This is a genomic window from Candidatus Nitronereus thalassa (assembly GCF_032191465.1).
Classification (GTDB): domain Bacteria; phylum Nitrospirota; class Nitrospiria; order Nitrospirales; family UBA8639; genus Nitronereus; species Nitronereus thalassa.
In genome coordinates this window covers 1,039,704-1,052,677 of sequence record NZ_JAQOUE010000001.1, presented here as the reverse complement: position 1 = coordinate 1,052,677, position 12,974 = coordinate 1,039,704, and the positions used below count along the sequence as shown (strand labels likewise).

10 protein-coding genes are annotated in these 12,974 nt (G+C 45.7%); 8 read left to right on the top strand and 2 right to left on the bottom strand.

What is annotated here, in order from left to right; all coding sequences use genetic code 11:
• Positions 1-27: 27 nt before the first annotated feature.
• The 6 genes from asnB (at position 28) to PPG34_RS04785 (ending at position 9,069) form a co-directional block, all read left to right on the top strand.
• Positions 28-1,875, top strand: coding sequence for an asparagine synthase (glutamine-hydrolyzing) (gene asnB / locus PPG34_RS04810; RefSeq protein WP_313832007.1), 1,848 nt, complete (start codon positions 28-30; stop codon positions 1,873-1,875).
• 327 nt (positions 1,876-2,202) lie between these two features.
• Positions 2,203-2,835, top strand: coding sequence for a 2OG-Fe(II) oxygenase (locus PPG34_RS04805; RefSeq protein ID WP_313832006.1), 633 nt, complete (start codon positions 2,203-2,205; stop codon positions 2,833-2,835).
• Between the two features lie 145 nt (positions 2,836-2,980).
• Positions 2,981-4,135, top strand: a complete 1,155-nt coding sequence (locus tag PPG34_RS04800) for a glycosyltransferase family 4 protein (protein WP_313832005.1) — start codon at positions 2,981-2,983, stop codon at positions 4,133-4,135.
• Positions 4,136-4,419: 284 nt separating this feature from the next.
• Positions 4,420-5,592, top strand: a complete 1,173-nt coding sequence (locus PPG34_RS04795) for an O-antigen ligase family protein (RefSeq protein WP_313834269.1) — start codon at positions 4,420-4,422, stop codon at positions 5,590-5,592.
• 484 nt (positions 5,593-6,076) lie between these two features.
• Complete coding sequence (locus PPG34_RS04790) at positions 6,077-7,873, top strand: hypothetical protein (protein ID WP_313832004.1); 1,797 nt, start codon at positions 6,077-6,079, stop codon at positions 7,871-7,873.
• 473 nt (positions 7,874-8,346) lie between these two features.
• Positions 8,347-9,069 (top strand): methyltransferase domain-containing protein, encoded by a 723-nt coding sequence (locus PPG34_RS04785; RefSeq protein ID WP_313832003.1) that lies wholly within the window; start codon positions 8,347-8,349, stop codon positions 9,067-9,069.
• A gap of 55 nt (positions 9,070-9,124) precedes the next feature.
• Here PPG34_RS04785 and PPG34_RS04780 read toward each other — a convergent pair whose 3' ends face one another.
• A complete protein-coding gene (locus PPG34_RS04780) occupies positions 9,125-10,012 on the bottom strand; it encodes a Rieske 2Fe-2S domain-containing protein (RefSeq protein ID WP_313832002.1) in 888 nt (295 codons plus the stop codon).
• Positions 10,013-10,061: 49 nt separating this feature from the next.
• Positions 10,062-10,799, bottom strand: a complete 738-nt coding sequence (locus PPG34_RS04775; RefSeq protein WP_313832001.1) for a glycosyltransferase family 2 protein — start codon at positions 10,797-10,799, stop codon at positions 10,062-10,064.
• A gap of 353 nt (positions 10,800-11,152) precedes the next feature.
• On the opposite strand from PPG34_RS04775, the gene PPG34_RS18330 reads away from it, so the two are divergent.
• Together PPG34_RS18330 and PPG34_RS04770 are read left to right on the top strand one after the other, a co-directional pair.
• Entirely contained in the window at positions 11,153-11,332 is a 180-nt protein-coding gene (locus PPG34_RS18330) for a DDE-type integrase/transposase/recombinase (RefSeq protein WP_420888084.1), read from the top strand.
• 409 nt (positions 11,333-11,741) lie between these two features.
• Positions 11,742-12,971, top strand: coding sequence for a glycosyltransferase family 4 protein (locus tag PPG34_RS04770; protein WP_313832000.1), 1,230 nt, complete (start codon positions 11,742-11,744; stop codon positions 12,969-12,971).
• Positions 12,972-12,974: the final 3 nt, after the last annotated feature.

The window sequence follows — 12,974 nt, the reverse complement described above, 5'->3', positions numbered from 1 at the left end:
TAGGGCCGACGGGGTAGGGAATAGAGTATGTGTGGAATTCTTGGGGCAGTGGGAGTTAAGGAAAAATTCGATTTAGACTTTGCAAAAGCTGGGATTGACACCATGGCGAATCGTGGTCCCAATGATACTGGTTTTTGGAGTGAGGGTGATGCATCATTGGCTCACTGCCGATTGTCTGTCCTTGACCCAACCTCTGCCGGTCACCAGCCTATGGTCTCTCCTGACCAACGGTATGTGTTGGTCTTCAATGGAGAAATATACAACTTCCGGGAGTTGCGTGAAGAACTTTCAGATACTTGTTCTGATTGGCGAAGTAATTCAGATTCTGAAGTGCTCCTGATTGCGTATGCTCGATGGGGTAAGGAGTTTTTGCAACACCTTACGGGTATGTTCGCTCTAGGTATTTGGGACAGAGAGAAAAAGTCTCTTTTTCTTGCCCGAGATCGAATCGGAGTCAAGCCTCTATATTACGCTTCGTATAAAGGAGGATTAATTTTTTCATCCCGTCCCAGTGCGCTTTTTGCCTACTGTCCTAAACTCTCAACGTCAATAAATATTGAAGGCCTGGCACTTTACCTTGAAGCCGGCTACTTTCCTTCGCCGTTTACCTTGTATTCATCGGTTTGTAAACTCCCGGCTGGGCATTGGCTAGAATATTGTACCGGCAAAACCGAGACTGGCTCTTACTGGAGTCCTCTCTTTATCGAGCCTGTTGATAATTGGATGTGTCGTGCTGAAAATGAGGTGCTTGATGAGCTTGACTGTTTAATGACAAAAAGTGTGCGTTCTAGGTTGGTGAGTGATGTCCCCCTAGGCGCATTTCTCTCTGGTGGAATTGATAGTTCATTAGTTGTGGCCCTCATGAGAAAAGTAAGAAACGATCCAATAAAAACTTTTACCATTGGGTTTCATGAACCTCAGTATGATGAAAGTCGGCATGCTCAAGCAGTGGCCAATCTGCTTGGTACCGATCATCACCAAGAAGTGTTATCGGTAGATGACTTACTTGCACTTGTCCCATCGTTCCATCAACACTTCGATGAACCATTTTTTGACAGCTCTGCCTTTCCAGCACTTGCGGTTTCTCGATTAGCAAGAAAGGAGGTTACGGTTGTACTTGGTGGGGATGGTGGTGATGAGTTGTTTGGTGGGTACCATTATTATTCGATACTTAGACGTTTGGAATCCTTTTACCGATTTCCTCAAATGATGCGCGCTGGGCTTGCGAGGTTGCTATCTCGTGTTCCATCCCATAAATGCCGGCTTCTTGCGTCAGTGTTGGGAGAGCCAGATGCATTGCACGCCTTCAGGTTTATGCGAAGTATCAAGAAAGATTTTGGATGGGTGTTGTCTAAAGATGTTTCTCCTGAAACGAATCTCGATCAGGTGTTCTTTCAGACTATAGAACAAATGCCGAAAAATTTATCTGCAGTCGAATGTGCGATGCGGCTTGACCTTTCCCATGTGTTACCTGAAGAGTATCTGCAGAAAACTGACCTTTCAAGTATGGCCTACTCACTGGAGGCGCGGGAACCACTTCTGGATCATGAGCTTGTGGAATGGAGCCTGAAATTACCGCTTTCTTTTAAGTTGCGTGGGGGCACAAGTAAGTATCTGTTGCGCCGTCTCGCCAGTCGATACCTGCCAGAAGAAATAATTAATCGACCGAAACAGGGTTTTGCCGTTCCTATCGATCGATGGTTGCGTGGACCACTACAAGAGTGGGCCCGCGAGCGTATTGACGATTCCAAGTTGTATGATCGGTTCTCCCTTGATCGAAACCAGGTCTTGAAGCTCTTCGATCTCCATCTTTCAGGGCAGCGAGATGTTCACCCTCGGCTTTGGGCTATTCTGATGCTTGTGCCATTTGCCTAGGCACCATTTTTTTGCCATCATCGGTGCCCGATTATCATTGAGTGAAGGACGGGTTCAAGCGAATAGATTATTTATTTGGCTTTTGACGTATGCAAATAGGGTCGTATTCTTGGAACTATGGGCAATCCAAGCCCAATGACATGTGAAGGATAAGTATAATTATTTTTCTGTTCAGGCCCCTTCCACTAGGAATTACAGTGAGTGTTGTTTCTTTTATCCTAGGTTGAATTGAATTCGAATTGATTGTAGTGCATTATGGGTAAGTAAAGGGGGCCTTTTTAAGAAGGCTGAGTTGTGGTGTGATTTGCAAATTTTGGTAGAATGAATATGAATAGTCGGTCTAATGTTCCTCCAATATCTCTTAATGTTGGAAGTCGTCGTCAATTTAACGATTATGGCATGGCTGTGATTGAGCAGGCGTTGCCTGAGTTGATTGCCGAAGACGTTCGCATGAAGTTCCAGGGGGCTGAGTATGAGCGAATCGAGCAAATTCGTGAACATCATTATGAACATGTATTCAAAACCGATTCCCCGTATCTCCCAAAAGCTGGGGAACATTATATTGCAAGGTTTTGGCGTTCGCCATCTCTTGAGTCTGGGAAATCCCTCAATCAGTTTTTCGAAAATTATATACGGCCAATAGTTCAAGATATCTCAGGGACGCATTTTGAAAAAGTTGATCTTCGGGCATACAAAATGACCGATGGAGATCAGTACCGTGTTCATATTGACGATTACGCAGGGCCGGTAGGATTTATTTACTATCTTAGCAAAAATTGGAAGTGGGATTGGGGTGGAATTCTCATGACAGCTGATGGCGATAACATGGTCCCATCCCTTCCAAAATTCAATCAGTTGATCCTGTTGAATCATGGAAAGAGGCGACCGCCCCATATGGTGACACCGATAGCCTCATTTGCTGCTGAGCCGAGATATGTGCTGGTAGGTTTTTTAAGTTAGCATGTTTCATGGCAGATTCCTTTTATTGTAGTTAATCAGTCTGGTCTATTTGGATTATTTTCCACAACATGAGAATTTTCAAATATTGCCTACCTATAACGGGGTAGATGGTTGGTACTGAGACGAATGTGCGGCGAGAGTGTTTATGAGAATTGGAATTAATGCTACGTTCCGCATGCACGGAGGAGGAGTTGGACATCTTCGTAACTTACTAGCGTCTTGGTCGAGAACTGGTATCGACAGGCGACACCATATAGTCCTCTTTACTCGTCCTGAAAACATTCCTTATATACAGGCCTATCTGAGTGAGTCCATCGAAGTACATTCGATAGGTCGTCATTCCATCACCTCTATTGAAAAGGTATTATGGGAGCAAATCACTTTCCCATGGCTTTTGAGATCGTCAAAACTTGATGTGCTCCTGTGTCCAGGAAATGTCGTTCCCTTGCTGAGTCCTGTGCCAACCGTAGTTGCATTTCGTAATGCTGCTCCATTTTGTTCTGGCGTTAATATTAAGTTAGTAGGGCTCCTAGGGTGGCTAAACCTTAAAGTGCTAGGCACAATCATGCGTTTATCTGCTCGATCTGCAAGGCGAGTGATTTTTGTCTCTCAATATTTTAAGAATTTATTTGTTGACCGCTATGGGTTTCAGGAAAATCGAGGGGATATACTTTATCATGGACGGGATGATGTGCAATTTAATCAATTATATCCATCCCGGGATGAGGATTTAGTTATTCAAGCTCCATACATTTTGTGTGTCTCTCATTTGCAACGCTACAAGAATCTTTCGGCTCTTATTAAAGCGTATTCTTTAGCCAAAGAGGCACTTCAGAGTAAAGAACTTCGTCTTGTAATTGTCGGCAAACCAGAAAGTGAGGACTATTTCTCAAGTCTAAAGCGTATGGTTGAATGCCACCATCTTACAAGTTGGGTCATTTTTACGGGAAATGTTCCACACGAAGCTATTCCAAGACTAATGGCAGAATGTCGATTTTTTTTGTTCCAATCTATGTGTGAAAATTGTCCCAACAGTCTTATTGAAGCCCTTTCGGCCGGTTTGCCCATAGCCTGTTCGAACGCGTCAGTTATGCCGGAAATTGCGGGCGATGCAGCCTTGTATTTTGATCCATCAATCCCTGAAGAAATTGCGAATGCATTGATTACTTTGGCAGAAAACTCTTCCCTATGTAGTGAACTTCGGGCCAAGGCGCTGACGCAATCCCAAAAGTTTCCTACCTGGGATCAAGTTGGTTTGAATACACTTGAGACCCTTGATCTCGCGGTCCACAACCTTTAACCAGGCAACCCATTCCCATTCTTTAATACCAATATTTTCGCTTGACCCCCCTTACTCAAATGTTGTCCTATTTTTCCTCGATTTCTCGCTCGGCTTTCTCTTGCGGAGGGCTCTCAAACCAAGCGCTTTCGTTTCTTGTGGTGATCTACATCAGCATATATTTATTTTTCCCCTATCGCTTTCCGGGTATGCCGTTGTCCACTCCCACCGCAGTTTTGCTTCTTACGGTGTTTGGGCTCCTTACGAATCTCAGCCTGTTGCGTGGGGCGCGGAGATTTGTGGATATGCAGGTCTTTTCCGTGTTGGTGTTTTTTTGTGGCATTTCGGTTTTTTTCAATTCTAACAAAACCTACTGGTTTGGTTTCGCGTCTTATTGCCTCTCGTTTGTAGCCTTTATAGTTGTCAGATCATTATTCTCTTCAAGGTATTTGGGCACTTTGAACATCTTATTGTCTGTATTCCTATTCCTGTCTGGGATCATTAGTATCCTTCAGGTTTTTTATGGCGCCGAATTTTATGTAGTTAATCTTTTTTCGGACGAAAACTATCATCCGCCTTATGCAGTCGGGCTAGGGCTGAATTCACCGAATATTATGGGCCTATTTATTTTGTGGGCGCTGGGTGTGCAGGCCTGCAATCTGATCATCTATTCCGAACATCACAAAGCTGGGTGGTTTCCCTGGGTGGCGTTCATATTTGGTGTTTGTGGCGTTTACTTCACAGTGTCTAGAAGTGTCTGGCTTGGTCTGGGTATCTTTCTGCTGGTATTGCTAATTTCTTTGGTGGTGAAGGGGCATTCCTTGCATGCATTTGGCCGCATTTTGGTCGTGGTCTTTCTCTCATTCCTCGTCTGTAATCAGTTGCCGACGCGGAGCGATACCCAGGAGATGCACAAAATCAAATGGGATTATATCGGCGGTCCTGGCATAAAATCCCACGTATACCTTTGGGATTATATCAGCGATCCTGGTGTAAGATCACGCCTATACCTTTGGAACCTTGCCGCTAAGGCAATTTATCAGCAATCGGTATTTGGTTCCGGTATAGGGAATTTTGAAGATTATCTTGATATAAATGATAAGAGTTATATTGAGCTTGGCCAAAGGGTTCACCTGGAATTAGACATGAGACCTAAGATCAGCTCGGATAGCCCCTTGCTGGGACCGCACAATTCTATTGCTGAATTCATCCTTGATTTTGGGGTTTTGGCTGGTGGTGTTGCAATGTCGCTGATATTATTCATTATGTTTTCCGGCATGCGTCACCCTATTGATCATCCAGCACACATATTTTCATTGGCACTGGTGGGCGTCATCATCGGTATGCAATTCAATGACTTGTCAAAGGAACGCCTGTTGTGGATAGGTTTGGCAATCATCGCTTCCTTGTCTTTTGCCAGACCCTCAAATCAAGAAGAGATTGCCTCGATAGAGCCTACTACACAAAAAACGACCTAGTGCTGCTTTCCCCTGATTGAAGTAGTATAAAGTAAATACCCTACTTTCTGGTGTCTAATAAAGAGGGGCAACTTCAGCTTCGAGTTTGATTGAATAGCAAAGGATTTCAAAGTTGAGAGGGGTGATCATGGGGCCATCGGCTTACATTCTGTCATCGTTGGATTTCATTTGCGGAAGAAAGTTTGATATTTGCCATATGGCAATCTTGGCATTCATAATAGGATCCTAAGCTTAAAAACAGATTGGATATTGGCTACAGGGGAGGTTTCTTTTCCAGAGCAGGGAGGGGTGGGTCAAAGAATGCTCCGACCTCCTTTCGGCTATGGAGGGGATTGTATCAGGGATCATCAATGGCTAGGGCAGGTCGCAGCGTTCCTGGCAATACAACTACCCCAATCTGTGCGTAATGAACTCCTAAATCAAAGAGATTGACCAGTCGGTGGGGTAGATTCACCACAAGTCATCCGACAGAGGCGTAGACGATATGGGAAACGGTTTGGGTGAGAGAACAACACCTGGAGTACCCCTCACTTATGACAAGACAGTGCCGAGTTTGGGTGGAAGTGAGCCTCATGCGGGAGGTTGGCTGCCAAGTCTCGCAATCGTTACTGTCGCAGTGGTCGCATTTCACTGGCCTTTGCTGGTAAACGATGGGTTGTACTTTGAGGATTTCTTTTTATACGACTGGTTCATTGATGGTCGCAAAGATACATTTTTCGGTCACTTCGGAATGTATGGACACCTCATTCCCGCCTATTTGATGTGGCCGTTAAGCCAGCTTCCGAACAGCATCTTTTTCTTCAAGTTTACCGCATTCATTTTTCTTTTAATCGCTTCCTTGGCGACTTTTGGTGTGCTGGCAAAGCTTGGCTATTTCTCCCGAGCTCAGGCAGCCTTGCTGGCCATATTGGCCGTTGTTTATCCTGGCCATTTGACGACGGCACATATTAATCTGGTGTTTCACTTCATCTGCTATGCGGCTTTTTGGACTGCAGCGCTCGTCGTTCTTGAATCCGAATCCAAAGTTCGTTTCCTTCGAGTGCTTTACAGGATGGCCGCAGGTTTCCTGTTCTTCTTGTCGTTCGGACTTAATTCATTGCTTGTATTCCACTTCGGGTTTCTAGCCGTACTTTTGCTTCGTTCTCATTCCGCAAGAAATGATCTGCTTCCGCAAACAGTTCGGTCCTTCATAGCTGAATATTGGGACCTGATAGCCATCCCGTTCATATTCTGGATCTGGCGCCAAGTTATCGTATCTCCCTACGGTGTGGGTCTAGCTCATACTCCAATCCATATCGATCTGTACCAAGTATTTCGAATTTATCTCTCCGCTGCCAGGCTCGTTATTACTCAGATTTTTGCGGTTGGACTTTACTCACTCACGTTTCTATTCGTCTTTGTCGCTTTATTCTTCATGCTTAAGAAGAGCGGCAAACTACTTACGGCTGTATGGAGTTCGGCGAGTCCGAACCCTTTTTGGATTCTTTGTTTCGCACTACTTCTAATTTTTCTTGGAGTATTTCCCTACGCCGTAACCGATCGAGGACTTGGCAGGTGGGACTCAGACGGGTCCGCGAGAAATCGCATTTTAATCATGCTGCCGATGGCGCTATTTCTACTAAGTGCGTTGGCTATATTATTGCGCAAATGGCCACGGATTTATATCGCTACGTTGGTGGCCCTAATTTGCTCGTTCGGTATGTATCGACTTTCCGTGTATGAAACATGGCAGGCAGAGGCAATAAAGAATCATTCAATTCTTACAAACCTCAAGCAATTGCCGGGAGTAGGTGACATACACGTATTTGGGGTAAGGGACCTTGTAGTTGAGGGTTTTGATCGGGTTCGTCTTCCACACGGGTATTCGAGCATGTTTTTACATCCAGACAACGCCTTCAAATTAGCATTGGGAGATTTTAGTAGATTTGTCTTCTACGAAAGTGCCTCTTCCGACAAGGCACAAGAAGGGCCGTGGTATTCGAAAACTGATGCCCAAGTGCTGAATCCAGTTTTCTTTCCGAATTTTCATATAACTCAATTCCCAGTGTTCATCCCCAACTCTTTTGAACCCTGTGGGCGGCAAGCTGCGCTCATTATTAGCCACGGCCCCGGCTTTCAGACAAACCAAATGGTTTTCACCTACTACTACTATAAGTTCTTCGAACCCGAGAAATTGCGCGAATACGTGATGTCACTAACCTCTCTTGATTTGGTTCCTCGTAAAGCTCCAAGCTCTTGCGCATCAAACGAATTGCAAACGGAACGACATAGCTCTCTTTGATCATCGTTACGCTATTAGTTTCGCAGACCTTGAAACCCAGCGTTTATAATAAATGTGTTGATTTGGTTCTCTCTTAGGTCGGTGATAGCGGCAACACCGTTTTTCGTTCTATTTAAATAGCTCACACTGGTGATGTTGGGTCACATTTTTGATTGATTGCCTCGACAGTCGAGGCCACGCTTGGAGCAATGCTTGCAATCCAGATCATGATCCCAAGTTATTGGTGGAGCATCGTTGGCCACCACCTCGAAATTTCCCTTGGATTCATAGGGGCGGTGTGTTATTGATTGGAGGTTCATTTCTCAGCCAAGCGCTGCCGTCCTTACTTGAGAGGATGTGGTGCGTGTGAGTCGGGTAGAGTCTATTGGATGGCCCTATCTACGGGTGTTTGTTTCGATCGCGATAGATCGACTAGCTGAGCTCGTTGCCAAGCAGATTGATATCTCGTTTCATTGTCACTATCTCTGATGCGCATGAAATCCACTGATGAGTTTTTAATAGAAGCCTTAAGGCATGTGCTTCCAGACCGCGTTATTCGGCGACTTCCTAGCCTTTACTATGCAATCAACCGCTATCGCTTCCGTCTATTCAATCGCCCAAAAATCTCAAAAGAGACATCGAAGGCGCGATTCAGGCGGGAACGACAAGGTTTCTTTAATCGCTTCTGTAAAGGGAAAGGATTAGACATTGGCTACGGAGGCGATCTCATCGTGCCGTCAGCAAGAGGCCGGGACATTGAGGATGGTGACGCACAGAAGCTTCCAGGAATAGAGTCGGAATCATTCGATTTTGTCTACTCATCCCATCTTCTCGAGCATATTTGCGAACCCGAGAAGGCTCTTATACGATGGTGGGAAGTCGTGCGTCCAGGGGGTCATCTGATTCTCTTCGTACCGGAACGGGATCTTTTCGAGAAGCGATCCCGTCTACCATCCAACTTCAGTACTGACCATAAGCGCTTTTTCTTGTTGAATTGCGATGATCCGCCAGACACTCTTGGTGTTGTTCCATTGGTCGGTCGTCTGCTACCGGATGCTGATATCGTATATCAGGCTGTATGTAATGAAGATTATCGTGATCCTGGGCCAGGGAAGCACCCTGAGGGTGAGTACTCAATTGAGGTAGTTCTGCGGAAGCGTGACCGATCATCAAACGCGCCGCCCCAAGCGAAAGTATCACACGAAAGATTCGTGTAACTGCTCCTAACTTCCCGTGGCGAGACATACTGCTGTGGGATAGGGTGGAATCGTCCTAGGATTCCGGCGAAATCAGAAGATGAGAGCCTTCTAATCGCAAGCGTGTGCCACCACAGAACCCGGTTGGCTGTTCGCGAGTTAGGTGAACCCCCTTGAACTCCATTCCGTGCCAGGGGCACTTGAGGCGGCCACTTGTAGCCGGAATGAGCGACTTCTCTAGGGGACCCCCTTCGTGCGAACATACGGCGGGCCAGAGTTTTAAACCTCCGGCTGCGTCACTTAGATATAAGAACTCGAGGTTCCCGACACGGAAGGACTTAAGTGTTGCCGGAGATGCAGCGTCAATTGCTACTGCGTGCTCGCCCTCAAGCCTTGGAGGGATGACATTGTTCGCCAGCGAGCTCGCGACCAGAAAATCTGGTTGATCCGAAACAAACCGATATCCTTGATCCCGCAACTGGCAACGGCGCTCTCGGATCGGTTTGTCTTCCTCGTTTTGGATTCGATTGAGTCGCTCTATTCTCTTGCTTAACCACGGATGAACAAACTTCAACAGCCGCTTCGAAAGAATGTACCAATCGATTTGCTGCCTCGTTCCACTCTGTTGCTCAACGGAGCGGATTACGGAGATTACGGTAACCAAGCCGAAAAGCGAGAAACACTGATAGAATAAACCTGGCCTTAGCCGAACATCAGAGACGACAAGAAATATTGGCCAAATTCCATACTTGGTGATCGAGACCTGAAAGTCCTTTCCCGTGCAGAGACGGAGTGACCTGCCATAAGTACCGTGAACGAATTGGCGGTGATGCGGATCCATGTGGTTCCAATCAAGGTCAGGAACCGACGCAGCGGATTGGACCGCATAGGATCCATGGGTCACTGACATTTTAGTGTCAATGGATTCTAATTGAGCGCGTAATGCGTCTGGATCTACGGACATCGCGCTTACCATCTTCTGGAAGTTGGACATTAGGGATCTGTGGTCCGAATTAGTGAGAGCTAGGCGGAAGCCGTCGCGGTTTTAGCATAAAAATTCTGCGGGTCAGCTTAAGCAGATACATTCGAACGACCATATAGATAATGCAACTGCCATTATAGATAACGCGCATCTTTCGTTCCCCACCGATGCGTCGGGGTTCATCGCCTGGAATTTCAGCGTAGGATCGGCCATTTCCAAGTACCCAAGCCGTAACCAATGGTTCAAATACTGGCCCAACCAGGAGGCGTTTGAAGCTTGGAGAAATTGGAATCTCGCGCCGGAATCCTCGGTAAATTGTAAGCGCGTCCGTAACAACGGGGCTGCCAAGCATTCCGATCATCTTTGTGAACATCCAATTTCCGAAGTGCGTAATAGCTGTATCGTCGTAGGACACTGCTGGAGGAAGATATCGCGAAACAACAACTAAGTCGTAGCCTTCGCGAATCTTCGCTACGAGATTCGGCAGATCATCCGCCTTGCAGTTTCCGTCTGGACTAAATTCGATTAAGTACTCGGACGTGGCTGCCGAGACAGCCTCTAACACAGCTTCTGAAAGCCCTGGTTTTCTTTGCTGAATAACACGAAGGCCTGCTTTGCGTGCAAACTCTGTCGATCCATCCGAGGAGCCACCGTCCACCAGGATTATTTCGTTGAACAAGGACTGGTCAATTGCAGGGACGATTGCCTTTAGACCGTCAATTTCATTGAAGACCAGAAGAATCAGAGCAATTGTAGGTTTATCCCCCACCGGATATTCTCTCAGTGTTCAACACGCTACCTACCCGCTGCGAGCAGGATCAACCCGCCGGGTACTAAAGCAAGGGTTCTAAGTTCAAATGATCGCTGCGCGTTGTTGACTATTCCTACCACTAATTTAATCAAACGAACGATATTTATTAGAAGAGCAAGGCGACGAGGCCCCAGTGCCTAGTGAAACTTCAAAGAGAGTAGCACCTATATCTAATGCGAGTGTCTCTAAATACAACGGATCAAGTTTGTACCAAGGTGGCAGCGACAAATGCAAGTAATCCAGTAAATAGAGTAACGAGCCCAGTTAGGTGATCTGCCGCGACGATACCCAATGCGAAATGAGTAACCGGCATAACGTATATCCGCCCAGTAGAAGGCTGGCTGTATCTGGCGGTGATTTTGGATTTATACTCACGACTAGTCATTGGTTGGTCGATGCCGCCCCAACTTGGTCGTGAATTGGTGCTTCAAGCTGTCCTGATGGCAGTGTGGAAAATAGCAATGCCTGAGCTCGTTATCCTTTTATTCTGATTGGGCCACGAAGCATACCGGTCCTGATTATCAGGAATCACTTGGCAAACATGGGATCGTGAGTAGTGTGAACAGAGAGGTCAATTGTTATGGCAATGTGGTAGTAAGTTTTTTGAGGGCTGCTGAAACGGGAATGCGTAAACCGGCGTCAGTATCGGATTCGTGCCGAAGTCCAAACCGATATCTTTGATCTCAGGGAACGGTTCTATAATATATTCCGCAATGTCAGTATTCCCTTTCTGAGGGGCTGGTGCCGAGTGTATAAGCCGACCAGTTCTTAAAAACTCTGAACTAACCAGTCCACGAAATCTGGAGAAGACCAGTATTGCCGTAACCATTTCTCGGTAATTATTGGTTGCCGTAAAAATTGGATATGTAAATTTTTCTTGTATCGGGTATCCTGTAGATCGTGAAGATTTTAATTGTTACGCAATATTTCTGGCCAGAAGCTTTCCGTATTAACGATCTTGCGGTTGACTTAACAATCCGAAGGCATGAGGTGACAGTGCTCACTGGAATGCCTAATTACCCATCAGGCTGCTTTTTTAAAGGGTATGGTTTGTTTTTTCCTGCCAAAGAATTTTATAAAGGTCTTAATGTCGTCCGAGTTCCTCTCATTCCAAGGGGTAATGGCAAGTGGTGGCGCTTGGTACTGAATTATCTTTCCTTTGCCCTATGTGCAAGTGTGCTCGGTCCTTTTCGGTGTCAGGGAAAATATGATCAAATATTTGTATATCAACCATCTCCTGTCACTGTTGGCCTTCCTGCTCTCATATTGAAGAAACTAAAAGATACACCAATTGTTTTTTGGGTTCAGGATCTTTGGCCAGAAAGTCTCTCTGCGACGGGATTTACCAAATCAGCATGGTTGATTAAGGTAGTTTCTCAGTTTGTGAGATTTATCTACACACGTTGTGATTGTATTTTAGTTCAATCGCAGGGGTTTATTCCAGAAGTGATAGCCTTGGGAGGAAGTCCTCAAAAAATTAAATATTTTCCAAATTGGGCTGAGTCTTTTTATCATCCGGTTAAGGTCGATAAAGATTCTCCAGAAAGAGACGAATTCCCAAAGGGATTTAGAATTTTGTTTGGCGGGAATGTGGGAAATGCTCAATCTTTTGAGACTATCCTCGATGCTGCGGATCGACTTAAGCTTCATCCTGAAATTCACTGGATGATTATTGGAGATGGGCATCGAAGACTATGGTTGGAAAAGGAAATTCACGAGCGTAATTTAAGCGAGACCGTTCATGTTTTAGGTCGTCGAGCACCTGAAACCATGCCCCGCTATTTTGCCCTTGCCGATGCGCTTTTGGTTTCCCTTAGGAAGGACCCGGTATTCGCAAAAACTATTCCATCAAAAGTCCAATCATATTTGGCCTGTGGCCGTCCTGTTATTGCTTCGTTAGAAGGGGAGGGGGCTAAGGTGGTTGATGAGTCTGGTGCAGGAATTGTTTGTGAACCAGAAAATGGTGGATTACTAGCAAAGGCAGCATTAACCCTCTCGCGTACTTCGGAAGAAACCCGAAATCTTATGGGGGAAAAAGGAAGGCTATACTATGAAAAACATTTTGAAAGAGATATGTTAATAGGAGTTTTGGAAGGCGTGCTTTCTCATCAAATTCTGAGGAAAACCTAAGGG

Coding starts and splice junctions, on each gene's coding strand:
- PPG34_RS04800 (WP_313832005.1), top strand. CDS start 2,981: ATGAGAATTGGAATTAATGCTACGTTCCGCATGCACGGAGGAGGAGTT.
- PPG34_RS04785 (WP_313832003.1), top strand. CDS start 8,347: ATGAAATCCACTGATGAGTTTTTAATAGAAGCCTTAAGGCATGTGCTT.
- PPG34_RS04790 (WP_313832004.1), top strand. CDS start 6,077: ATGGGAAACGGTTTGGGTGAGAGAACAACACCTGGAGTACCCCTCACT.
- PPG34_RS04805 (WP_313832006.1), top strand. CDS start 2,203: ATGAATAGTCGGTCTAATGTTCCTCCAATATCTCTTAATGTTGGAAGT.
- PPG34_RS04780 (WP_313832002.1), bottom strand. CDS start 10,012: ATGTCCGTAGATCCAGACGCATTACGCGCTCAATTAGAATCCATTGAC.
- PPG34_RS04795 (WP_313834269.1), top strand. CDS start 4,420: ATGCAGGTCTTTTCCGTGTTGGTGTTTTTTTGTGGCATTTCGGTTTTT.
- asnB (WP_313832007.1), top strand. CDS start 28: ATGTGTGGAATTCTTGGGGCAGTGGGAGTTAAGGAAAAATTCGATTTA.